Source organism: Gemmatimonadota bacterium (assembly GCA_016719105.1).
Lineage (GTDB): Bacteria > Gemmatimonadota > Gemmatimonadetes > Gemmatimonadales > Gemmatimonadaceae > SCN-70-22.
On the sequence record JADKAQ010000013.1, the window covers coordinates 267170 to 291242 of the forward strand.

19 protein-coding genes are annotated in these 24073 nt (G+C 69.1%); 1 reads left to right on the top strand and 18 read right to left on the bottom strand.

Going from position 1 to position 24073, the window contains the following annotated elements:
- Window positions 1-400: 400 nt before the first annotated feature.
- The 5 genes from IPN47_14175 to argF form a co-directional block, all read right to left on the bottom strand.
- Window positions 401-1183, bottom strand: a complete 783-nt coding sequence (locus tag IPN47_14175) for a hypothetical protein (protein MBK9409162.1) — start codon at window positions 1181-1183, stop codon at window positions 401-403.
- Window positions 1184-1382: 199 nt separating this feature from the next.
- Complete coding sequence (locus IPN47_14180) at window positions 1383-3035, bottom strand: sigma-54-dependent Fis family transcriptional regulator (GenBank protein MBK9409163.1); 1653 nt, start codon at window positions 3033-3035, stop codon at window positions 1383-1385.
- Complete coding sequence (locus IPN47_14185; protein ID MBK9409164.1) at window positions 3032-3541, bottom strand: MogA/MoaB family molybdenum cofactor biosynthesis protein; 510 nt, start codon at window positions 3539-3541, stop codon at window positions 3032-3034. The genes IPN47_14180 and IPN47_14185 overlap by 4 nt, the downstream gene beginning before the upstream one ends.
- Before the next feature lie 39 nt (window positions 3542-3580).
- Complete coding sequence (gene gcvT, locus IPN47_14190) at window positions 3581-4693, bottom strand: glycine cleavage system aminomethyltransferase GcvT (protein MBK9409165.1); 1113 nt, start codon at window positions 4691-4693, stop codon at window positions 3581-3583.
- 96 nt (window positions 4694-4789) lie between these two features.
- Window positions 4790-5701: an ornithine carbamoyltransferase gene (gene argF, locus IPN47_14195; GenBank protein MBK9409166.1), complete on the bottom strand. Its 912-nt coding sequence runs from the start codon at window positions 5699-5701 to the stop codon at window positions 4790-4792.
- A gap of 297 nt (window positions 5702-5998) precedes the next feature.
- On the opposite strand from argF, the gene IPN47_14200 reads away from it, so the two are divergent.
- A complete protein-coding gene (locus IPN47_14200; GenBank protein ID MBK9409167.1) occupies window positions 5999-8167 on the top strand; it encodes a response regulator in 2169 nt (722 codons plus the stop codon).
- Here IPN47_14200 and hslU read toward each other — a convergent pair.
- The 13 genes from hslU to IPN47_14265 all read right to left on the bottom strand — a co-directional run bounded on the left by hslU (window position 8164) and on the right by IPN47_14265 (window position 24051).
- The gene (hslU, locus tag IPN47_14205; GenBank protein ID MBK9409168.1) at window positions 8164-9621 is read right to left on the bottom strand and encodes an ATP-dependent protease ATPase subunit HslU; all 1458 of its coding nucleotides are present in this window, start codon (window positions 9619-9621) and stop codon (window positions 8164-8166) included. The two genes, IPN47_14200 and hslU, sit on opposite strands and share 4 nt — an antisense overlap.
- Before the next feature lie 66 nt (window positions 9622-9687).
- Window positions 9688-10239 carry an ATP-dependent protease subunit HslV gene (hslV, locus tag IPN47_14210; protein MBK9409169.1) on the bottom strand — a complete coding sequence of 184 codons (552 nt, stop codon included), beginning with the start codon at window positions 10237-10239 and terminating at the stop codon, window positions 9688-9690.
- Window positions 10240-10243: 4 nt separating this feature from the next.
- Window positions 10244-11191 carry a tyrosine recombinase XerC gene (locus IPN47_14215; protein ID MBK9409170.1) on the bottom strand — a complete coding sequence of 316 codons (948 nt, stop codon included), beginning with the start codon at window positions 11189-11191 and terminating at the stop codon, window positions 10244-10246.
- Entirely contained in the window at window positions 11181-12545 is a 1365-nt protein-coding gene (gene trmFO, locus IPN47_14220; protein ID MBK9409171.1) for a methylenetetrahydrofolate--tRNA-(uracil(54)-C(5))-methyltransferase (FADH(2)-oxidizing) TrmFO, read from the bottom strand. The genes IPN47_14215 and trmFO overlap by 11 nt, the downstream gene beginning before the upstream one ends.
- Before the next feature lie 125 nt (window positions 12546-12670).
- Window positions 12671-15178: a type I DNA topoisomerase gene (topA, locus tag IPN47_14225; protein ID MBK9409172.1), complete on the bottom strand. Its 2508-nt coding sequence runs from the start codon at window positions 15176-15178 to the stop codon at window positions 12671-12673.
- A 75-nt stretch (window positions 15179-15253) separates the two neighbouring features.
- Entirely contained in the window at window positions 15254-15682 is a 429-nt protein-coding gene (locus IPN47_14230) for a DUF494 family protein (GenBank protein MBK9409173.1), read from the bottom strand.
- A gap of 3 nt (window positions 15683-15685) precedes the next feature.
- Window positions 15686-16198, bottom strand: a complete 513-nt coding sequence (locus IPN47_14235) for a shikimate kinase (protein ID MBK9409174.1) — start codon at window positions 16196-16198, stop codon at window positions 15686-15688.
- A 19-nt stretch (window positions 16199-16217) separates the two neighbouring features.
- Window positions 16218-17477 (bottom strand): chorismate synthase, encoded by a 1260-nt coding sequence (gene aroC / locus IPN47_14240; GenBank protein ID MBK9409175.1) that lies wholly within the window; start codon window positions 17475-17477, stop codon window positions 16218-16220.
- Between the two features lie 88 nt (window positions 17478-17565).
- The gene (locus IPN47_14245) at window positions 17566-20013 is read right to left on the bottom strand and encodes a hypothetical protein (protein ID MBK9409176.1); all 2448 of its coding nucleotides are present in this window, start codon (window positions 20011-20013) and stop codon (window positions 17566-17568) included.
- Window positions 20014-20034: 21 nt separating this feature from the next.
- On the bottom strand, window positions 20035-22086 hold the full coding sequence (locus IPN47_14250) for an AMIN domain-containing protein (protein ID MBK9409177.1): 2052 nt from the start codon (window positions 22084-22086) through the stop codon (window positions 20035-20037).
- A complete protein-coding gene (locus tag IPN47_14255) occupies window positions 22083-22697 on the bottom strand; it encodes a hypothetical protein (GenBank protein ID MBK9409178.1) in 615 nt (204 codons plus the stop codon). The genes IPN47_14250 and IPN47_14255 overlap by 4 nt, the downstream gene beginning before the upstream one ends.
- Window positions 22694-23305 carry a type 4a pilus biogenesis protein PilO gene (gene pilO, locus IPN47_14260; GenBank protein MBK9409179.1) on the bottom strand — a complete coding sequence of 204 codons (612 nt, stop codon included), beginning with the start codon at window positions 23303-23305 and terminating at the stop codon, window positions 22694-22696. The genes IPN47_14255 and pilO overlap by 4 nt, the downstream gene beginning before the upstream one ends.
- A 2-nt stretch (window positions 23306-23307) precedes the next feature.
- Window positions 23308-24051, bottom strand: coding sequence for a PilN domain-containing protein (locus tag IPN47_14265; protein ID MBK9409180.1), 744 nt, complete (start codon window positions 24049-24051; stop codon window positions 23308-23310).
- Window positions 24052-24073: the final 22 nt, after the last annotated feature.

Below are 24073 nucleotides of genomic sequence, written 5' to 3' on the forward strand. Positions count from 1 at the left end.
GGACGAGGTTGCAGCCTTGGATCTGCGCTTGCGGCTGTCAAAGTGCTACTGAGCTACGGATTCGGGGGACAGGAAACGCCTTCGCTCACACGGAGGGGAAGTTCGAGTGTCCGCGAGAAGCCCGCTGGACAGGATGGTGGAGAAGAGGCGCCCCCGCTCTCGTGCTAGTGCCAGCTAATAATGTTGGCTAAAGCAACAATCCACTGGACGATACCCATACCAGCGTCACCTCCCTTCGAACGTCATGCCCGGACTGCCGGACATGCGATTCTTCTTAGGTTGGCTCCGCTCGTACTGCTGGTGTTCCCGCTCTACTTCGCTCTCACGGGAACGGGGGCCTCATTTGTATGTGGTCGGAAGTGTCGACGTGCCAGGTTCGAGGGACCAGCGGTTCGTACGTTCAGGCTCCCGCCGACTTGCGCGACAGCCAGCGATTGGTGGCATCCAGCACGGCCAGCACGCTGGCCGTCTCAGGGCTGTCCTTGACCTCACAGCTCCCCGTCAGCAACACGCTCGAGCGTGACTGCTGCGCCGTCACCCCCACGAAGACGAACTCACGGTCGAACGCCTCGATCAGCTTCGCCCCGCCAAGGTCCATCGTCCGGACCCCGGGCTCCCCTTCCGCAATCGCGCGCAGCGCGGCTCGCGCTGCCAGTTCGATCCGCGACCGCTCGTTCTCCATGCCTTCGGCCTCGCCGATGAAGGACTTCTCACCCTTGCTGAGGGTAACGCGGCATGTGATCCCCGTCGCACGCGAACGGCGTACTTCGACGTCCTCGAAGTAAAACGGACGGCGGACGGAACTCTCCCGCCGAGACGCCGGCGCGGGGGCCTGAGCCGTCTCGGCCGCCGACGCGGCCGCCGCCGCAGCTGCCGTCGCCGCTGCGACCTCTCCCTTCCCGTCCTTGGGCCGGCGGGGATCGAGGCTCGTCGCCACGGAGATCTTCCGATGATCCACCCGCATCCCCAAGTGCGCGATCAGCGCGCTCTCGATGTTCCGGACGGTCTGCTTGGGGGTGATCTCCGCCGTCGTCAGAACATGGATCTCGTCCACCGCGCCGCTGTCGCTGGCGATGATCCTCGCCGCTATCACCCCGGGAAGGGTCGACAGGAGCTCCTCCGCCCGCTTGATCGGAAGGACGCTCCCCGCAATCAGGGGCGAGGACTGGGGCTGTGGACTCATCATCCTCCAACGCGGGACCGTTATGCCCCGGCTGCTCTCCCAGCTCCCATGCGGCAGCCGAGTGGTGGTCGGTCAACCCTTCGCCCCTCGCCAAGGCGAGGGCACGCGGGAAGTAAGGTGTAGCCGAAGTTTTCCTTAATCAAGGACAGTTCCTGCCGCATTGCCTAGGAAATCCCTGCTCCCCTTGTCGGCAAAGCGCCTAACTGCGGTGCCTCACCCCCGCCTCACGCACGCCATCGTCGCCGTCGCTCCCCTCCGAATCGTCGATCCCGTCGCTCGCATCGTCGGGGACCAGATGATACTCGCGCAGCTTCCGGTACAACGTGCGCTCCCCGATCTGCAGCACCTCGGCCGCCTTGCGGCGATTGCCGCGTGAGTTGCGAAGCGCCACCTCGATCGCCGCCCGCTCGATCTCGGCCATCGTCATCCCCGGACGCAGCGTGATCCCCAACTCCGCCGGGCTCTCGACGACGGGCTCGAGCCCGCCCACAAGCCCGGAATAGGCCGGCGCCTGACGCACCTCCCCGATCCACTGCCCCGCGAGCTGCGAGGCCAGATGAGGGGGCAGCTGCGCCGGGAGCTGCTGGGACGCCTCATCCATGCGCCGACGCAGCTCCTCCACCTGCAGCTTGAGCTCGACGAGGCTGCGCACGATGAACTCCAGCTCGCGCCCCTCCGCCCCCGCATGCCCGCGCACGACGGGGCCGATGGGGACGGGGAGGAGTCGCGACCCACCCTCGCGGATCTGTGGCGGGATGTCGGCCGGGCCGATCTCCCGACCCGGCGCGAGCACCACCATGCTCTCCACCAGATTGCGCAGCTCGCGCACATTGCCCGGCCACGCGTAGTCGACGAGGAGCTGCATGGCCTCGGCGCTGATCCCGTGGAACGGCCGGTCGTGCTGGCGCGTGAGGTCGCGCACGAAGCGCCGCACGAGGATCGCAATGTCTCCGCGCCGCTCGCGGAGCGGTGGGAGGTACATGCGCAGGACGTTGAGCCGGTAGAACAGGTCGGCACGGAATTGCCCCTGCTCAACCGCGGCCCGCAGCGGATTGTTGGTCGCCGCGACCACGCGCACGTCGACGGGGATCGTCGCGGTCCCCCCCACGCGCGTCACCTCGCGCTGCTCCAGCACCCGCAGGAGCTTGACCTGCACGCTCCCCGGGATCTCGCCGATCTCGTCGAGGAAGATGGTCCCGCCGTGCGCCAGCTCGAAGCGCCCCAGGCGCCGCTCCGCCGCCCCGGTGAACGCCCCCTTCTCATGCCCGAACAGCTCACTCTCGAGCAACGTCTCGGGAAGCGCGCCCACGTTCACGGCGATGAACGGCTTGTTGCGGCGCGGGCTGAGCTGGTGGATCGCACGCGCGATCAGCTCTTTCCCGGTCCCGCTCTCTCCCTCGATGAGGACGGTGCTGCTCACGGGGGCGATCTGCTCGACCTTGACCAGGACCTCGCGAATCGCCTCCGACTCGCCGATCAACCCGGTCTCGCGCGACAGCCGCTGCCGCTCCAGGATGCGCCGCACGCCGGCGGTCGCCTCGTCGAGGACGACGGGCTTGCCGTACACCTCGACGTAGCCCAGCAGGCGCAATCGTTCGTCGATGGCCGCATCGCGCACGTCGGCGAAGCCGATGACCGCCACGTCGTTCCACAGCAGCTCGCGCACCACCTGCACGTTCTGCTGGTCGAGCAATCCCCCCGTGAACACGACAACGCTCGGCTTGGCGCGGCGGATGGCGGCGCGCATGTCGTCGAGCGGCGAGACGACGGCGGTCTCGACCCCCGCCTGCTCGAGCGCCGCGTTGAGACGCACGGCGGGCTCGACGTCGGTCAGCGTGATGAGGACGCTCATGTCGTCCCCCGCCCGGCGGCACCGGGCGAATGATCGGTCGCGTCGTCGCGCACGATGGCCACGGCGTGCGCCAAGATCGGCTCGAGGGCCACAAGGCCATCGCGCACACCACCCGTGGAACCCGGCAGGTTGATCACGAGCGTGCGCGCGCGCGTCCCCGCCACCCCGCGCGACAGCGCCGCGCGCGGGAACCGCTCCAGCTCCACGCCCCGCAACCGCTCGGCGATCCCGGGAGCCTCGCGCTCCAGGACCACGCGCGTGGCTTCCGGCGTGACGTCGCGCGGCGAGAGCCCGGTGCCGCCGGTCGTGAAGACGACATCGGCCAGGTCGCCATCGCACCACGCCACCAGCGCGCGCACGATCTCCACGCTCTCGTCAGGCACGATGTGGCGCACGGTCACATCCCCCCCGGTTGCCGCGGCCCACGCCGCCACGGCGTCGCCCGAGGCATCGGCGCGCAACCCGCGCGCGCCGGCGTCGGAGATGGTCAGGATGGCGATGCGCATGTCCCAGTCGCCTGTCGAACGATCTGCCGCTGCCAACGACTAGAGATGGGATGCGTCCTTGTAGAACGGCGGCTTGACGACGGTCGCTGCCACGCGCTTCCCGCGGATCTCCACCTCGAAGGCGCTCCCTTCCGCCGCCGACGCCGTGGGGAGGTAGCACGTCCCGATCGGGATGCCGAGCGACGGACTCATCGTCCCGCTGCACACGCTGCCGCTGGGCGCCCCGTTGCAGAAGACGGGATAGCCGTGGCGCGGGATCGCCCGCTCGGCGAAGGTGAAGCCGACGAGCTTGCGCGGGATCCCCGCCTCCTTCTGCCTGACGAGTGCCTCGCGCCCGACGAAGTCTCCCTTGGCCAGCTTGGTGATCCAGCCGAGGTTGGCCTCGAGCGGGGTCACGGTGTCGTCGATGTCGTTCCCGTAGAGCGCCATCCCCATCTCCAGGCGCAACGAGTCGCGGCACCCCAGTCCGGTCGGCGTCACGCGCGAGTCGGCGAGCAGGGCGTTCCAGATGGTCGCCGCATGCGCCGGGTCGAAGTACAGCTCGAAGCCGTCCTCGCCGGTGTAGCCGGTGCGCGAGACGTAGATGTTGCCCACGCCGCACACGCTCCCCATCGCGAAGTGATAGTACTTGATGGTCGAGAGGTCGACGTCGGTCAGCGGCTGCAGCACGTCCTTAGCCTCGGGCCCTTGCAGCGCCAGCAGGGCGATATCGTCGCTGATGTCGGTGAGCGTGCAGTCGAACTTCGACAGCTGCTGCGAGATGTGGGCGAAGTCCTTGTCCTTGTTGGACGCGTTCACGACCATCAGGATGCCGTCGGCCTCGCGATAGACGAGGCAGTCGTCCTCGAAGGTCCCGCGCTCATTCAGGATCCCCGAGTACTGCACCTGCCCGATGGCGAGCGCCAGGACGTTGTTGGTCGTGACGTAGTTCACGAACTCGACCGCCTGCGGGCCGCGCACCAGGAACTCGCCCATGTGCGAGACGTCGAACAGCCCGCAGTGCTCGCGCACCGCCTTGTGCTCCACGGTGATCCCGGTGGGGTACTGCACCGGCATCTCGTACCCGGCAAACGGGACGATCTTGGCGCCGAGGGCGGCATGCATCGCGTGGAACGGCGTGCGCTTGAGGGCGGTCGGGCTGGTGTCGGACATGGCGGGGGCGAATGGGAAGGGGAGGTACCGGGGAAATATGCCCGCGCGGGGAGGAGAAGGCGACCGGCGCTCCCCCGCCAGCGCCTCGGTGGCCTGCTACAGCGCCTCTCCCCCCATCAGCACCGCCATGATCGCCTTCTGGATGTGCAGGCGATTCTCGGCCTCGTCCCAGACGCGGCTTTGCGGGCCGTCGATGACCTCGGCCGCCACCTCCTCGCCGCGATGCGCGGGGAGGCAGTGCAGGAAGATGGCGTTAGGCTCGGCGGCCGCCATCAAGGCACCGTCGACGGTGAAGCCGGCGAAGGCGCGCTCGCGGGCTGCCTGCTCCTCCTCCTGCCCCATCGATGCCCACACATCGGTCGTGACGACGGTCGCCCCCCGCACCGCCTCGCGCGGGTCGCGCACGAGCTCGACGCGCCCCCGTTCGCGCGCGCGCGCCAGCAGCGCCGGATCGGGATCGTAGCCCTCGGGACAGGCGAGCCGCAGGTCGAAGCCGAGACGATACGCGGCATTGATCCACGAGTTGGCCATGTTGTTCCCATCGCCGATCCATGCCACCACCTGCCCTTCGTGCGTGCCGAGATGCTGCCGGATGGTGAGGACGTCGGCGAGCACCTGGCACGGGTGCAGGAGGTCGGTGAGCCCATTGATGATGGGGACCGACGCGTCGCGTGCGAGATCCTCGACGTCCTGGTGCGAGAAGGTGCGGATCATGATGCCGTCGACGTAGCGCGACAGCACCCTGGCGGTGTCGCCGATGGGCTCACCGCGCCCGATCTGCACATCGCGCGGCGACAGGAACCAGGCCGCGCCGCCGAGCTGCCACGTGCCGACCTCGAAGGAGACGCGGGTGCGCGTCGACGACTTCATGAAGATCATCGCCAGCGACTTCCCCGTGAGCGGCTTCCTGTCATACCGGCCGGCGCGCATCGCCTCGGCGAGCGCGAACAGGGCGACCAGTTCGTCGGTCGAGAAGTCGGGGATCGCGAGGAAGTCGCGGTGCGTCATGTCAGTCGGAAGAGGGCGACCCCGGGGGAGCGCGGGGGTGCAACAGGCGACCGGTGAAGCGTCGCCCGGAAGGGGGCGAAAGCTAAGGGCGCTCCCGGGGCGACGGCACCCCGCGCCACGGCAAACGACGGTGCGCAGGGACTGCACCGAACGCGCGAAGTGGTCGAGACTCTCGTATGGCGGCCCCCCGAAGTGCGGGGACCGCACGAGCCGGCGTGCGGCGGCCCCGCCCTGTTGCACGCACCTCGCCCTCACGTCGCCTAGCCGTCGCGTCCGTCAGCGGTTCCCGCGTCCACGATGCCAGATTCCACCGTGCCACCGAGCGCCCTTCCCCCCTCGTCCGCCATCGCGGGCGACGCGGAGCATTGGCGCGACCGATGGCAGATCGCGGTGCAGGGCTCGCGTGACGGGATCTGGGACTGGGATCTCGTCACCAACGCCGTCTACTTCTCGCCGCAATGGAAGCGGATCTGCGGCTACGGCGATGACGAGCTCCCCAATGCGCTGGAGACGTGGACCTCGCTCATGCATCCAGACGACCTCGAGCCGACGCTCGCCCAGGTGCGCGCGGCGATCGACGGTTCGCTCGCGGTGTACGAGCCCGAGTTCCGCATGCGTCACAAGGACGGGACGTATCGCTGGATCGTGGCGCGCGGGATGGTGCTGCGGAACGAGCAGGGGCTCCCGGTGCGCATGGCCGGATCGCACAGCGACATCAGCGACCGGCGACGCTCGCACGAAGCGATCGAGCGTGCGTTCGCCCACCAGCGCGTGCTCACCGCGCTGTTGCGCGTGGGGCTCGAGGACGCCTCGCTCGCCGAGATGCTGGATCGGGCGCTGGAGACGCTGACGTCGGCGCCACTCCTGGCGACGGCCACACGCCTGGCGGTGTATCTCCTCGACCCCTCCGACGACACCTTGGTGCGCGTGGCGCACCGCGCCAGCGAGGCGGCACATCCCAGCACGGATATTCCGATCGTCCTCGCCTCGGACCGCCCCACCTGTCAGTGTCGTCGTGCGGTGGCGACCGGCCAGATGCAATTCGCCGTCGAGCACGCCGCTGATGGCTCCGCCCCCTCGGACGGCGCGAGCCGCGGCTCGTACTGCGTGCCGCTCCTGTCCGACGGTGCCTCGATTGGGGTGTTGGTTGCCCAGCTGGACGTCACGCGCGACGCCGAGGGACACGACGACGAGTTCCTGTCCGCGGTCGCCAGCACGCTCGCCGGGATGATCCGGCGGCGACGCACCGAGGACGAGCTGCGCCGCGCGCGCGACGCCGCCGAAGCGGCGAGTCGCGCCAAGTCCGACTTCCTGGCCACGATGAGCCACGAGATCCGCACCCCGATGAACGGGGTGATGGGGATGCTCAGCCTCCTGCTCGATACGCACCTGGGGCGCGACCAACGCGAGTTCGCCGAGACCTCGCTGGCGTCGGCGCAGTCGCTCCTGTCGATCCTGAACGACATCCTCGACCTCTCCAAGATCGAGGCCGGCAAGATCGAGTTGGAGCCGGTGGCCTTCTCGCCGGCGCCGACCTTCTCGGAACTGGTGGAGATCTTCCACGTGTCGGCGCGCGCCAAGGGGCTGACGCTCGTCCGCATCCTGGGGCCGCGCATCCCGGGACGCGTCCGTTGCGATGTCACGCGCGTCCGGCAGGTCATCACCAACCTCGTGGGCAACGCCATCAAGTTCACGGCGGCGGGCGAGGTGCGCGTGGCGCTCCACCTGGCCGGGACCACGGACGCGCCGGCGTTGCAGGTGACGGTCTCCGACACGGGGATCGGGATCGCCGCCGAACAGCTCGCCCACGTGTTCGAGAAGTTCACCCAGGCCGACACCTCGACGACGCGCCGGTACGGCGGGACGGGGCTCGGGCTGGCGATCACGCGACAGCTCGTGGCGTTGTTGGGCGGGACGCTGGCGGTCGACAGCACCCCGGAGGTCGGAACCGCCTTCCACGTGACCATCCCGGTCGAGGTGCTCGACTGGACGCAGACGAACGGCGGGGTGAGCGAGGAACGGCGCGAACTGCAGGCCCGGACCCTGACCCCGTCATCGGTCGCCGCGATCCAGCCGCCACGGCTCGTCCTGCTCGTCGAGGACAACGAGGTCAACGCCCTCGTGGCGTTGCACCTGCTCGCCCGCGCGGGGCACCGCGTGACCCACGCGCGCAACGGCCGGGAGGCGGTCGACGCCTACCGGGCGGAGCGCTTCGACGTCATCCTCATGGACTGCATGATGCCGGAGGTCGATGGCTTCGAGGCCACCGCGCAGATTCGCGCGCTCGAAGCCACGAGCGGGTCGCACACCCGCATCATCGCGATGACGGCCAACGCCTTCACCCAGGACCGCGAGCGCTGCCTCGCCGTCGGGATGGACGACTACCTGGCCAAGCCGCTCGACCAGGAGGCGATCGGCCGCCTCTTCCAGCTCATCGACGCCCCGAACCCGCTCGGCGCGCGCTAGAGGATGTACTTCCGCAGGTCCTCGTCCTCGAGCACTCCCTTGAGGCGCCCCTGCACCATCGCCCGATCGACCGTGACCGCCTTGGTGTCGGGATCGGGGAGGGTGAAGAGCACCTCCTCGAGCAGCGTGGTCATCACCGTGTGCAGCCGGCGGGCGCCGATGTTCTCCATGCGCACGTTGGCCAGTGCGGCCAGCCGCGCGATCTCGGCGACGCCGTCCTCGGTGAAGGTGAGCGATGCCCCCTCCGACTCGACCAGCGCGGCGTACTGCTTGGTGAGCGCGTTCTCCGGCTCGGTCATGATGCGCACGAAGTCGGCCTCGGTGAGCGGCTTGAGCTCGACACGGATCGGGAAGCGCCCCTGCAGTTCCGGGATCAGGTCGCTCGGCTTGCTCACGTGGAAGGCGCCGGCGGCGATGAAGAGGACGTGATCGGTCTTCACCATGCCATACTTGGTCTGCACGTTGGACCCTTCAACGATCGGCAGCAGGTCGCGCTGCACCCCTTCGCGCGAGACGTCGGGGCCGTGCGATTCGCCGCGCGCCCCGGCGATCTTGTCGATCTCGTCGAGGAAGATGATCCCCATCTTCTCCACGCGATCGAGGGCGTCGGTGATGAGGTCTTCCTTGTCGATCAACTTGTCGAGCTCCTGCTCGAGCAGGATGCGACGGGCCTCGGCGACCTTCATCAGGCGCTTCTTGGTGCGCTTAGGGAGCATGTCCTTCAGCATCTCGCTGAACGACTCCATCCCCTCGGGGGCGCCCTGCGGCGTCATGACGTCGAGCACCGGTGAGGCGGCCTGCGCCACCTCGACCTCCACTTCGCGTCCCTCGAGCTGTCCGTCCTTGAGGAGCTGGCGCAGCTTGTCGCGCGTGCGCTGGTAGCGCTCGCGCGCGGCGTCGGCCTCCTTCTCCTGCTGCACCGTCCCGGTGGACGAGACGACAAAGACGTTGCTCGCGGACGAGGCGTCGGGGGCCGCGGCGGGCGGCGCCTGCTTTGCTTCGTTGGGGACCGGGAGGAGGAGATCGAGGATGCGCTCATCCACGCGCTCGTGGGCGAGGTCCTCGATCTCGCCCTCGCGCTCGGTGCGCACCATGTCGATCGCGCTCTCCACGAGGTCGCGCACCATCGACTCGACGTCGCGCCCCACGTAGCCCACCTCGGTGAACTTCGAGGCCTCGACCTTCACGAACGGGGCGCCGGAGAGGCGCGCCAGCCGGCGGGCGATCTCGGTCTTCCCCACGCCGGTGGGGCCGATGAGGATGATGTTGTTCGGCGAGATCTCGGTGCGGATCGGCTCGGGGGCGCGCTGCCGCCGCCAGCGATTGCGCAGCGCGATGGCGACCGACTTCTTCGCGTCGTGCTGGCCGACGATGTAGCGATCGAGCTCGGCGACGATCTGGCGCGGGGTCAGGTCGGCGAGGCGGGCGAGGGCCTGCTCAATTCGGGAGCTCATGTGGTCCTGGAAAACGGGAAGACGGGAAGACGAGAAGACGAGTGACTGCCACCACCCGGTCGTCCCTCAACTCGTCGGTTCGAGCACCGTGATGTTCTGGTTGGTGTAGACGCAGATGTCGCCGGCGATCTCGAGGCTCTTGCGCACGACCTCGGCCGGGGTGAGGGCGGTGTTCGCGACGAGGGCACGGGCGGCCGCGAGGGCGTAGCTCCCGCCCGACCCGATGGCGAGGATGCCGTCGTCGGGTTCGATGACGTCGCCCGTGCCGGAGAGCAGGAAGCCGTTGGTGGTGTCGGCGACGATGAGCAGCGCCTCGAGGCGCCGCAGGACGCGGTCGCTGCGCCACTCACGCGCGAGTTCCACCGCGGCGCGCGGGAGGTTGCCGCTGTAGCGCTCCAGCTTCTCCTCGAACTTGTCGAAGAGGGTGAAGGCGTCGGCGGTGGCGCCGGCGAAGCCGGCGACCACGCGCCCGTTGGCGAGGGTGCGGACCTTCTGGGCGCGCGCCTTCATGACGGTGTCGCCCTGCGTGACCTGGCCGTCGCCACCGATGGCGAGCCGGCCGTCGCGGCGGACGGCGAGGATGGTCGTGGCGTGGAAGCCGGGGAAGGAAGACGACATGTCGTTAGGCGCGGGGGTGGGCCTTCTCGTACACCTGCTTGAGGCGTTCGACGCTGGTGTGCGTGTAGATCTGCGTGGTGGAGATGCTGGCGTGTCCGAGGAGCTCCTGGACGGCGCGCAGGTCGGCGCCGGCGTCGAGCAGGTGCGTGGCGAAGGTATGGCGGAGCGAGTGCGTCGATAGTCCTGCGTCCTCGTCCACTTGGTCGAGAAACTTCGTCACCACCAGCTGGATCCCGCGCGCGCTCATGCGCTTGCCGGTCCGTGAGAGGAAGAAGGCCCGCCGGTCGGCCCCCGTTCCCACCAGCCGGAGCAACTCGTCGCGCTTGGACTCGTAGTTGCGCAGCGCGCGCTGCGCGTGGTCGCCGATGGGGACGATGCGCTCCTTGCGCCCCTTGCCCCGCACCTTGACCTGCTGCGAGACGAGGTCGAGGTCGCCGGTGCTGATGCCGCGCAGCTCCGACAGCCGCAATCCGGTGGAATAGAACAGCTCGAGGATGGCGAAGTTGCGCACGTCGGGGAACTCGCCCTCCCACGCCCGCGCCTCGGCCGCCTGGAAGAGGAGGTCGACCTGTGCCCGATCGAGGTAGCCCGGGAGGTACTTGTCCAGCTTGGGCGAGCCGACGGCACGGGCCGGGTTGGCATCGACGATCTCCTCGCGCTGCAGAAAGCGATAGAAGGTGCGCAGCGCCGAGAGGGCGCGCGCGATCGAGCGCTTGCTCAAGCCCTTGCGCGTGAGGAAGCCGAGGTAGCCACGCATGGTGAGGCGGTCGACGCCGTCCCAGGAGAAGGCCTCGATACCACGCTGCTGGCTGAGGTACGTGACGAAGGCGTCGAGGTCGCGGGCGTACGCCGTGAGGGTGTGCGGCGAAACGTCGCGTTCCTTCTCGAGGTGGATGAGGAAGTCGCTCAGCTCGACGGGGCGCGGGGCGACCGCTGGTTCGTCAGCGCTCACGACCCGCCTCCACCGCCCCGATCCCGACCTCGGCCATCCACGTCGCCAGCGCGCCTAACGCGCGCGCCGAGATGCGCTCCTTCTTGAGCCGCTTGTCGCGCGGCGGGTCCGGCAGCTCCTCCATGAGCCCGAAGTTGGCATTCATCGGCTGGAAGTGGCGCGGGTCGGCCTCGCGCAGGTAGCGGTACAGCGCCCCGAGCATCGTCAACGGCGGCGGGACCACCGCCGGCTCGCCACGCAGCATTCGCGAGAGGTTGATCCCCGCCAACAGCCCCGTCGCCGAGCTCTCCGTGTATCCCTCGACCCCCGTCAGCTGCCCGGCAAACAGCACCTGCGGATCGTCCTTGAGCGAGAGGTGCGGCGTGAGCGACGCGGGGGTGTTGAGGTACGAGTTGCGGTGGATCGAGCCGTAGCGCAGGAACTCCGCCTCCGCGAGCCCCGGCACCATGCGAAAGACGCGCTGCTGCTCCGGGATGCGGAGGCGCGTCTGGAAGCCGACCATGTTCCACATCTGCCCGGCGCGATCCTCGCGCCGCAGCTGCAACACGGCCCACGGGCGGCGCCCCGTGCGCGGGTCGGTGAGCCCCACCGGCTTCATGGGCCCGAAGCGCAGCGTATCGCGCCCGCGCTTGACCATCTCCTCCGCCGGCATGCACCCCTCGAAGTACGGCGCCTGGTCGAAGTCGTGGCCGTGGAACTGGTCCGCCGCGCCTAACGCGTCGATGAACGCCTCGTACTCGTCGCGATTGAACGGGCAGTTGAGGTACGCCCCCGCCTCGTCGGCCCCCGCCATCGTCTCCTTGTCGTAGCGCGAGGCGCGAAAGACGAGCGCCGGATCGATGGAGTCGATGGCGATGATCGGGGCGATCGCGTCGTAGAACGCCAGCGCATCGCCCCCGAGCCGCGCGCGAATCGCCGTCGCCAGCGCATCCGACGTCAGCGGCCCCGTGGCGATGATCCCCGGCGACGGCAGCTCGGTCACCTCTTCGCGCACGACGGTCACGCGCGGGTGTGCGTGCAGCCGCTCGTGCACACCGGCCGCAAAGACGTCGCGATCCACGGCGAGCGCCGAGCCCGCGGCGACGCGCGCGTCGTCAGCGGCGACAAGGATGATCGACCCCAGCGCGCGCATCTCGGCCTTGAGCAGCCCGTGCGCGTTGGAGAGCTCGGTGCTCTTGAACGTGTTGGAGCAGACCAGTTCGGCGAGGCGATCGGTCTTGTGCGCCGCCGTCCCCTGCACCGGCCGCATCTCGTGCAGCACCACGTCGTGGCCGCGCTCCGCCAACTGCCAGGCGGCTTCGCTTCCGGCCAGGCCGCCGCCGACGATGTGGATCGCGCTTTCGGGCTTCTGCATGCTTCAAGATAGAAGACGGGAAGACGGGAAGACGAAGACGAGTTGGTCGTACCCGGCGCCGAGTCTGGCGCCCGAGGGTCGGTATCCCGTCTTCTCGTCTTCCCGTCTTCCCGTCTTCTCGACGCCTACACCGCGGCCACCACTTCCTCTTCCGGGCGCGCGGCGTCCCACTCGTTCTGGCACTTGAGGCAGCGGCGGTACTCGCCGCGCGTCTTGTTGGACTTGGCCTCGGCGCCGACGTAGCCGCACTCCGGGCAGGTCTCGGCGACCGGCTTGTCCCAGATGACGAAGTCGCAGTTGGGATAGTTCTCGCAGCCGAAGAAGGTCTTGCCGCGCGCCTTGCTGCGGCGCTGGGCGATCTCCCCGTTGTCCTTGGGACAGTGCACGCCGGTCGGCATGGAGCGCGTGCCGCGACACTTGGGGAACTTGGAGCACCCCAGGAAGTCGCCCGTGCGCCCGTGGCGCACCACCATCGGCGCGCCGCACTCGTGGCACTTGTAGTCGGTGAGGACCGCCGGCTTGCGCTCGCCCGAGACCGGGCGCGTGTAGTCGCACGTCTTGGGATGATTCTCGCAGGCCACGAACGGCCCGAAGAAGCCCCCCTTCGGCATGAGCTTCCCGCCGCACTTGGGGCACTTCTCGGTGGCCAGCGCGGAGAGGTCGTGCGCCTCGCCGATGAGCGCCGAGACGTCGACGTCGGCGAGCGACTCCTCGAACGGGCTCCAGAAGTCCTTGAGCACGCGCCGCCATTCGAGCGACCCGTCCTCGATCTTGTCCAGCTCCCCCTCCATCTCGGAGGTGAAGCCGACGTTGAAGACGTTGGGGAACTGCTTCACCATCACCTTCTCCACGCTCTCGCCTAACGACGTGGGGGTGAAGCGGCGCTGCTCGAGCAGCACGTAGCGCCGGTCGGCGAGCGTCGAGATGATCGACGCGTACGTGGACGGGCGCCCGATTCCCAGGCGCTCGAGCTCCTTCACCAGCGACGCCTCGGAAAAGCGCGGCGGCGGCTCGGTGAAGTGCTGGTTCGGCGTGATGGCGTTGAGCGGGATCTTCTCCCCCACCTCGCACGCGGGGAGCGCCTGCTCGTCCTCGAGCGCCTTGCCATCGCCCTCCTCGCGCGCTTCGCGATACAACGCAAGGAAGCCGGGGAACTTCACGACGCTCCCCGTGGCGCGGAACTGGTACTGCGGCGCCGCCCCCTTGGCCGGGGCGTCGCCATCGACGCGGAAGTCGATGGTCGTGGTGTCGAAGATCGCCGGCGCCATCTGCGACGCCATGAAGCGCTGCCAGATGAGCTGGTAGAGCTTGAACTGGTCTTCCTTGAGGTACTTCCGCACCGAGTCCGGCGTGCGGCTCGGGTCGGTGGGGCGCACGCTTTCGTGCGCGTCCTGGGCGTTGGCGGCCTGCGCCGCCTGCCCGCGCGCCGACGTCGAGCCGTAGAGCTGCGGCGCGGGGGCCAGGTATTCCTTCCCCAGCTTGAGTTCGCGCTCCAGCACCTCGCGCGCCTGCACCGCCGCGCTCTCGGCGACGCGCGTCGAGTCGGTACGCATGTACGAGATGAGGCCGACCGCCCCCTCGTCCTTCCCCAGCTCGATCCCCTCGTAGAGATCCTGCGCCAGGCGCATGGTGCGCTTGGAGCCGAAGCCGAGCTTCTTGGCCGCTTCCTGCTGCAGCGTCGAGGTGGTGAACGGCGCTGCCGGGTTCTTGCGGCGCTCGCGACGCTTGACGTCGTGCACCGGGAAGACGCCTAACGTACCACGCGCCGCCGCCTTGAGCGACGCGGCGAGCGCCGCCGCCGCCTTCGTGACGTCGTCGACGATCCCCGTCGCCATCGCGCCGTTGGGGATCTCCACCTTCTTCTCGTCGATGGAATGGAGCTTGGCGGTGAAGCGCTGTCCGCCCTTGGCGAGTTCCGCCGCCACCGACCAGTACTCCTGCGCCCGGAACGCGCGGATCTCGCGTTCGCGCTCGACGATGAGTCGCAGCGCGACGGTCTGCACGCGCCCCGCCGACAGCCCCTTCTTGACCGTCTTCCAGAGCAGCGGCGACGCCTTGTAGCCCACCAGGCGATCGAGCACGCGGCGCGCCTGCTGCGCGTCGACGAGCTTCATGTCGATGTCGCGCGGACGGTCCATCGCCGCGCGCACCGCTTCCTTGGTGATCTCGTGGAAGAGGATGCGACGGATCGGTGCCCCGCCCTTCCGGCGAATCTGTTCGGCGACGTGCCAGCCGATCGCCTCCCCCTCGCGATCAGGGTCGGTGGCGATGAAGACGGCGGTCGATTCCCTGGCCGCAGCCTTGAGATCGGCGAGCGTCTTTTCCTTCCCGGCAATCGTGACGTACTCGGGCTCGAAGCCCTTGTCGACGTCGATGCCGAGCTTCTTCTCCGGGAGGTCACGCACGTGGCCAACCGTCGCCTTCACGCGATAGCCGCGCCCCAGATACTTCCCGATGGTCTTGGCCTTGGCCGGCGACTCGACGATGACGAGCGCCGCGGTCCCCGCAGCAATCGGCTCCTCAACCTCGGGCTCCACCGGCACGGCACGCTTGGCCCCCTTCTTGGCGGCCGTCGTGGTCTTCTTCGCCGCCGAACGCTTGGCCGTCTTCTTCTTGGCCGCTGGACGCGCCACGGCGCCGCGACCGGCTACCCGGCGCGTCGTCGGCTCTTCCAGTTCGTCAGCTGGCTTCTTCTTGACTGGCATGGCTCAATGTATGGTCACGTGGTCGGGGGGTGGGCCGATATCATCGAGCCCGCCCGACTCCATGAGCGTGCGAAGATCATCGAGGGCGATGCGCCCATCGACCTGTGACATGGCGCGGTCGATCACGCCTTCCAGCTCGGCGGCGCTCACCATCCCCGCGTTGGTCAGCGAGAGGAGGTGGCCCCAGGCCTCGGTCGTGAATCGCCCGCGTTCGTGCGGCCCGAGCACCCGAAACGGCACCGTCGTGGCAGCGGACGCCGGCCGGGACTCGGCGACCGGCGAAATCTCGGACACCCACGCCGAGACAATCTCACCGATTTCACGCCGATTGTACCCTTCCGACGTCAGGAATTCCTCGACCTCCGACACATCCGCGTCCGCCGGAAATCGCTCGCGGAGCTGCGACAGGAGGTGTGCCAAACGATCGTCCATGGCCTAACCTACCCCCACGCCCCAAGACGAAGCAAGCGCAGCGGCCTGAGAGACAAGTTCTTGTAATGAAAGAGCTTCGGTGTCGAGCACGGCGTCCGCCGCATCATACGACGGTCGTCGTTCCCGCTCCAGAGCGGTCAATGTCGCGAGTGGATCGCTCCCCCTAAGTAGGGGTCGGAGCGCCACTTCGTTCCCCATCCGTTCGATCGCGGTGGCCGGCGAGACCCGCAGGTGGAGGATGCGTCCCGGCGGGCGGAGGAGCGCCGCGACCCCGGGTTGCATGATCCACCCGCCCCCGGGCGCCACGACACTCGGCGTGGCCCCGGCGAGCCGCGCGGTCACCTCGCGCTCCCACTTCCGGAATATCGGCTCGCCGTCGCGGGCGAACATCTCGGCGATCGCCGTTCCGCTCGCCCGCTCGATCTCCCGGTCGAGGTCGACGAACGGAAGGCCGAGCCGCGCCGCCACGAGGGGGCCAAGCGTCGACTTGCCGGCCCCGGGGAGCCCGACCAGGATCAGGTGCGCCGTACGACCGTCACTCACGCCCGGCGGCACTCCCCTCGGCCGACCGCTCGTCCGGCGCCGCCGCCTCGGCGAGGCGCCCGCTCCCCACGCGCTGCGCCACCTGCGCGAGATACCCCTCCACGTTGCGTCGCGTCTCGCCGAGCGAGTCGCCGCCGAATTTCTCGAGCCAGGCCTGCGCGAGGACGAAGGCGATCATCGCCTCGGCGATCACCCCCATGGCCGGGACGGCGGTCACGTCCGATCGCTCGGCGACCGCGGCGGCCGCCTCGCCGGTGGGGATGTCGACCGTGCCTAACGGGCGCATGAGCGTGGCGATCGGCTTCATCGCCACGCGCACGACCAGCGGTTCACCGGTCGTGATCCCGCCTTCGAGCCCGCCGGCGCGGTTGCTCCGGCGCTGCACGTTGCCGGCGCGCGTGCGCCCGGCGGCGGCATCCATCTCGTCGTGCACCTGCGCCCCGGTACGGCGCGCCGCCTCGAAGCCGAGCCCGATCTCCACCCCCTTCACCGCGGGGATCGACATGACCGCGGCGGCGATGCGCCCGTCGAGCTTGCGATCCCACGAGACGTGCGAGCCGAGCCCCACGGGGAGCCCGGTCACGACGACCTCGCAGATCCCGCCTAACGTGTTGCCCTGCTTCTTCGCGTCGTCGACCAGCGCGATCATGCGCGCCTCGGCGTCGGCGTCGAGCGTGCGCAGCGGCGACGCATCGCTCACAACGTTGAGCTCGTGCGGGAGGCGGTCGGGGATGACGGCATCGATCCCGCCCAGGTGCACGAGGTGCGAGCCGACGCGCACCCCAAAGGCGCACAGCAGCTGGCGACAGATGGCTCCGGCGGCGACGCGCGCCGTGGTTTCGCGCGCCGAGGCGCGCTCGAGGATGTCGCGCGCATCGTCGCGGTCGTACTTGAGGAGACCGGCCAGGTCGGCGTGCCCGGGGCGCGGACGGGTCACCACGCGCTTGCGCGGCCCTTCGGCGTCGTCGGCGCGCACGGCTGGATCCATGATCTCGACCCAGTTCTTCCAGTCGCGGTTGCGGATGAGCATGGCGACCGGGCCGCCGAGCGTTTCGCCCGCGCGCACCCCCGAAAGGAACTCGATCTCGTCCTTCTCGATCTGCATGCGGCGCCCGCGCCCGTAGCCCTGCTGCCGGCGCGCGAGGTCGGCGTTGACCTGCTCGGCCGTGAGCGGGATCCCCGCCGGCAGCCCTTCGAGGATGGACACGAGTGCCGGGCCGTGTGACTCGCCCGCGGTGGTGAAACGAAGCATGGACCGTCCTGGAAACGACGCGAGCCCGGCTGGGAGGCCGGGCTCGCGGTGCGACACTGGGGCGGCTAGGGCGCCGCCGGCAGCATCGTCATCGTGGCACGTTGTCGATATCTCCTGACCGAACATCTATGACCACGATCCCCTCTTTGGTCAAGCCGAAGAGCTTCACCACGAGTGTCGGGTCGGCGGAACGCTCGGCCGGCGTCGGAATCGTGGCGCGGAGCGGGCCGTAGAGGTTCTCGCGGATCGGGATGCGTCCGCGCAGGCGATAGCTGTACGAGTCGACGATCTGGATCGACTTGTCTCCCGAGGCGACGAAGGCCACGCGGGCGGTCGAGTCCGCGGTGTTTTCGTTGATGTTGCGCGGGTGGAAGGCGATCCCGGCGCCACTGTTGAAGGTGGCGAACTTGCCCTGCAGTCGCAGCGACGAGTCGGCGAAGAAGGTCTCCTCGCCATGCACGCCGATGTTGGAGCTGTTCTGGTTGATGTCGAGCCCGAAGACCTTGTCCGAGGCGTTGTTCGTGAGGTCGGCGACCTCGATCGGCGCGGAGTAGACCGTCGCATTGGCCGGGGTCCCGCTCGGATCGTAGACCAGGAGGACGCGGCCGGAGCGGTTCGGGGTAGCCCCCTCGCCGAAGGCCACGCGGCGACGGTCACCGCCCACCGCCACGAAGTTCGTGTCGGGGAGGGCGAGCGACGCCACGTTGAGGTCCTTGATCGCCTCGACGTTGCCGTTGATGGGGTCGGAACGGAGTGCCGCGACCGCAGCCTCGACGGTCGTCGAGTTCACGCACACGGCCGTGTCGGGCGACTGCCCTGGCGTGTGTTCGCAGATGACGATCTTGTCCGCCACGCCACTCTGTCCCTCGATCACGTCGACGAAGTCGGCGTTGATGATGACGTAGTGGTTCTTGAGGAAGCCGCCGTACTGCCAGATCTGGCGCGGCTCGGCGCGCGCATCGAGGAAGTTGTCGATGCGGCGGAGCGTGCCCGGGGTGGCGGTCGTGGTGGGACGCGTGCTGTAGTACAGCGCGCCCGACGCCGCCTGCCCGATGAACTGCGGGCGGTCGGAGTAGTCGATGGGCGGGGGCACCTTGAACTTGAAGCCGCCCGAGGTCTCGTCCTTGGAGTACGTCACGTCATACACGTACTCGTTGGAGGTCTTCACGCGCCCGGTCTCCTGGCGATTGACCAGCGACACCTTGGAGATGTTCGTCCCGGCCGAGTTGGCGACGAGGAGGATCGATCCCGAGTTGTCGATGAACATCCCCCACGGCTGGGCACCGACGGCGATGGCCGGCAGCTGCTGCAGCGTGCTGGAGTAGGACCACGCCTCGACCTGGTTCTTGTTCAGGTTGGAGACGAAGACGCGGGTGCGCGCCGTATCGACGGTGATGTCGGCGCCCAGGCTCCCTTCCGGCAAGGCGTAGGTGAGGCCGTAGGCGTAGACGGTCGCGTCGCGGCGGGCCAGCGTGTCGCTGTTGACCGGGACGGTGGCGCCGTTCGGCACGGCGTAGCCGGTGCGGCCGGCGACGTCGGTGGCGTAGGCGGTGATGAAGAGCGCCTGGCCACGGAGGGCGATGGGGGCCCCCCACGCGCGGCGACGGCTCACCTGCTGGGCCGGCGTGGCGAGCGTGTCGGCAGCGCGATAGATCACGCGACCGGTGGCGTCCTTGGCAAGGAAGCCGACGATGCGCACGAGGCCGTCCGAATCCCGCGCCGACAGGTCGACGGAGTCGGGGGTCTCGAGGCGCGCCGGGATGTTCTGGTAGACGACCGGCGGGAGCAGGTCGGGGCCGGCAGCCGCAATGCGGACCTGGAACGGCTCACCACCACCGCGCAGCGCGTCGCGATTCTCGGCGAACGGCGTGATCGTGATCGTGGTCCCCGACGGCAGGCTGGCCGGCAGTTCGAATGAGTACGTGACGGTGTCGCCCTTGGGGTACGGCACCGCGAAGAGCGTGGAGTCGCCCTTGGCGAAGCCGGGGGCGAGCGCACGGTACCCCACCTTGGTGATGCCGGTGGTGTCGAGGACGGCGACTTCGAAGTTGTAGGTCCCGCCGACGATCACGTTGGGCTGCGGCTGCACGAAGGCGATGCGCGGCACATTGGGATCGAAGGCGACGGCCGTGGCTTCGTCGGTCGCGGAGTTCCCCGCGCCGTCGGAGACGACGGTGCGCACGGTGATGCGCTGGCCTGGGCGAACCCCGGCGATGGCCAGCTTGAGGGTCTTGGCAAAGGTGTTCGAGGCGACCGCGAAGGCGCTCGAATCACGGCCCACGAGGGTGGTGTCCGCGAAGACGCGGGTCACGACCCACTGCAGGGCGGCATTGTCCTTGGCGTCGATCGCGACCTGCAGGGGGACGCGGAGTGAGACGGAATCGATTCCGCCGCTCCCCACGATCCCCTCGATGGCCACGCTCAGCTCCGGGAGGATCTTGTCGGATGTCGTCGACGCGATCTCGGTGCTGCCGCAGCCTGCGGCGAGTGCGGCCGCAAGCAGCGCCGGGGCGACGCGACGAATGTTGGTCTTCATCGGGTTAGGCTCCGGAGTGGATTACTTGCTGCTCCCATCGGGCGGGCGCACGGCGTCGCCCTCGTCGATGATGTGCGGCGTGATGAGGATGAGCAGGTCCTTCTTCTCCTCGCGCGAGTCGGACTGCGAGAAGAGGCGCCCGATCAGCGGGAGGTCCGAGAGGATCGGGATGCCGGACTTGTTCTTCGTGACCTGCGTCTGCGTGAGGCCGCCGATGACCGCCGTCTCGCCGTTGTTCACGAGGAGCTGCGTCTTGGCGTTGCGCTTGTTGATGATGAAGCCCAGGTCGCCGCCGACGATGCTGAGGTCCGACTGCTCGGCCTCCATCGTCATGCGGATCTGGCGGTTGTTCGTGATGTGCGGCGTGACCGTGAGGATGATGCCGGTCTCGCGGAACTGGACGTTGGCGCGGACGGGGGCGCCGATCTGCCCCTGCGACCCGGCGTCGATGACGCGGACCGGGGTTTCCTGGCCGACAAACATGCGGGCCTGGCGGTTGTCGAGCGTGACGATGCTCGGCTCGGCCTGGATGTCGGAGAGCTGCGTCTCGCGGAGGGCGTCGAGGAACGACGTCAGCGAGTACTTGCCTAACGCGGTGGAGAAGATGAGGTTGAGCGCCGAGCCCTGCTTGTACTTGCGGCTGGCGTTGGAGACGCCGGCGAGCGCGTCGCCGCCCAGCTCCACGCGGGAGTCGAAGGTCCCCGGGGAGGTCTGCCCCTCGGGAATGCGCGGCATGAGCGTATTGAAGAACGTCCCGCTCGAGCCCAGGTCGTACGACAGGCCGAGCTGCTCGATCTGCGTGCGCGAGACCGAGATGATCTTGGCCTTGAGGGCGACCTGCGGGGTGCGGACGTCGAGCCCCTTCACGTACTGCAGGAGGTCCGGCAGGCGCGAGGTGACTTCGGTGACGATGAGCGAGTTGGTGCCGCTATCGGCCGCGACGGTGCCGCGGATGATGCAGCCGTTGTTGCTGCCCGGGCCGTTGGCCGCGGCGCCGCCGGACGAGGCGCCGATCGGGCATTCCTTGTAGAGGAGCCCCTGCACCGTCTGCACGAGGGAGCTGGCCGAGACGTAGTTGATGTTCACCATCTGCGTGGTGACCGGCTCGCTCGACTGCTTCTCGAGGATGTTCTTGTAGCTGTCGACCGTGATGATGCCCGAGGTTTCCTCGCTCGCGGCGAGCCCCTGGGCCTCGAGGATCGCCTTGAGGGCGACGTCCCACGGCTGGTCCTTGATCTCGGCGGTGACGGTCCCGGTCACTTCCTTGCCGACGACGAGCGTGCGGCCGGAGAAGGTGGCGAAGCCGGCGAGCACGTCGCGGATGTCGGCGTCGGACCAGGTGACCGTGATGCGCGGCTGCTGCGACTGGCGCGGCTGCTGCGTGGCCTTGGGCTGGGCCGGCTGGGCCGGCTCAGCGTCGGGTTGCGGCTGGCGGGCTTCCGGGGCCGGGGCCTCGGGGCGCGCCTGGGCGGAGGCGCGGGCGACCGCGGCCTCGACCGACGACGTGTTGCTGTCGGGGGCGACGGGCTCGGGGAGCGCGCCGGCCGACACTTCCGTCGTCACGGCCTGGGCGCGTGGCGCCGGGGCGGCCGGGGCGGCGATCGCTTCGGCGAGCATCGCGCCTGACGAGTGCCAGGCGGCGAACGACGCGTCACCCTTGATGGCGACGCGAATGACGCCGTCACCGCGGGTCACGCTGTAGGCGCGCGGGCCGTCGATGTCGAGGACGATGCGCACCACGTCGGTGCGATACTGCGAGGTCCGGATGTTCGTGATCCCGCCGCGGGCCACGCGATCGTACGTCGTCCCCTGGGCGCCGAGACGGGCGCCCGTGAGGTCGAGGACGATGCGATGGGGGGTGGGGACCGTGAAGTCCTGAACCGCCACGGGTCCGGAGATCGCGATCACCACTTCCGCCTGCCCCTGGCCCGGCACGAGCGAGAGCGCCGTGACCGCGCTGGCGGCGTCGGTCGCGCGGGCGACCGGCGTATCGATGTGCGCGGCGCCTGCGGGCGACGCGCCGACGAACAGCGCGACGGCCGGCAGTGCGGCCAGCGTCCAAACTCGCCTCATTGCTTCCTCTCTTTGTTGGAATCCCCGAGGGCCAGCGTTTCCTGCCGGCTGTACCCGAACTCTTCGATCGTGAACACGATGGTGCGCGGGGTGATGGACGACACCCGCATCCGGCCTAACGACTGGCCCACACGCACGCGGTACTGGTCCTTGGTCCCGATGTCGCGCAGGACGGCGACGGAATTGCGGCCCGACTCATCGTAGGTCACGCCGACAAGGCGCAGGTCCGAGACGAGGGGGCGGAGTTCGCTCGTGGTCATGAGCGAGACGAACGGGTCGCGGCGGCCGCTGCGGTCGTAGGCGAAGGTCTCGCGCTCGAACGCGGCCCCGGCGGCCCCCTTGGCCGACGGCGCCTCGGAGACGGCCGCCGATCCGCCGGCACTGTCGGTGGAGGTCGCCCGTCCCGTCGGGGACGGGGCGTCGGCCTTGCGCTTGGCGCCGGTGTCGGCCGACTCGGCCGGCAGGGTGGAGTTGGCCTCCACCGCCCGGTTGGTCGCCGCGACCGCGCGAGCGGCCGCCTGCTTCGGCTTCATGATGTTGGGGACCGACTGGCCGGACGCCCCGGGGGCGACCGCCAGCAGCAATCCCATCGCGAATGCGACGCGCTTCATGACTTGCCTCCCTTGGCACTCGCCGACGTCTTGGCCACGTAGGTCTGGATCTCGAACTTGGTGTCGAGCGCCGAGCCGCCCATCGGGCGCGACCGCGCGCCGGAGACGCTGCTGGTCGCCGGCGTCAGCGCCAGGTTGACCGGCGCGATGATCCGGGTGAGCGACCCGACGTTCGTGAGGAACTCGGCCACGTTGTGATAGCCACCTGTGACGGTGATCTTGTAGCGATAGGTGTCGAACTGGTCGCCCTCGATGACCGGCTCCGGCTGCACCGTCGCCAGGTCGAGCCCGACGCGACGCGCGGCCGTGGAGACCTGCTCGAGCAGGGCGGGCACCTCGTTCCCCGTGGGGACGAGCTGCCGCATCACCTCGAGGTCGCGCGCATGACGCGCCGCCTCGGCCTTGAGCGCCTCGACGTTGCCCGTCTTGAGCTCGGCGCGCGCCCGCTGGTTGCGCGACTCGAGCGTGTCGACGCGCTCCGTCATGGTGACGATCTCGGTGCCCTTCGGCGAGTAGACGTAGGTCCAGTAGAGACCGACGAGGGCGAGGGCCACGATGCTCACGAGGAGCATGGCCTGCTCACGTTGGGACTTGGGAGGAAAGGCCATGGCTACCTGACCGAGAGGGAAACGGGGGCGGTGGTGAGCGTGCCCTTCTCGGGGCGCTCGTATTCGGCGTCGAGCTGGAACTCGGTCACTTCCTTGCCGTCGACCATGACCAGCTCCGAGCGCGCCAGCTGCACGTTCTGCACGAACGGCGACGTCTCGAGGACCTTCATGAAGCGCGTGAGCGCCTGGATGTCGACCGTGTTGCCGATGACGCGGAAGCGCAGCGGCTCCGTGCTCGGCTGCGGGTCCTGCTTCGTGTTGGCGGCCCCTTCGGCGGCCGGCTTTCCATCCTTGGCGTCCTTCGGCGCCGCGGCCGCGGGCGGCGCGACGGCGGCCGTCTGGGCGATGGACTTGAGCCAGGTGTACGGCGGGAGGGCGCGCGAGACCTCGTCGAGGATGTGCGGCCAGACGAAGCGGTCGTTGTCGATCGACCGGATGATCTCGAGCTGGCGGACCACCGAGTCACGCTTGGCTTCGGCCTTGCGACGTTCCTTGAGGACGACGGCAAAGCGGGCGGAATCGCGCACCGCACCCTGCTCGCGCTCCTCGAGGGTCGACAGCGTGGAGGCCTGCGAGAGGTGCATGCCGCCGATGCCGGCAGCCGCAATGAGGACGCTCGCGACGGCGGACAGGAGATAGGGATCGCGAATGCGCGCCGAGACACCAGCCGCGGCGGCCTTCAGCGAGAACCCCGATCCGCGCCCCTTATGCTTGTCGGCGCCTGGGAGAAGATTGATTTCGATCATCGTGGGAGATCTGCTCGGGATC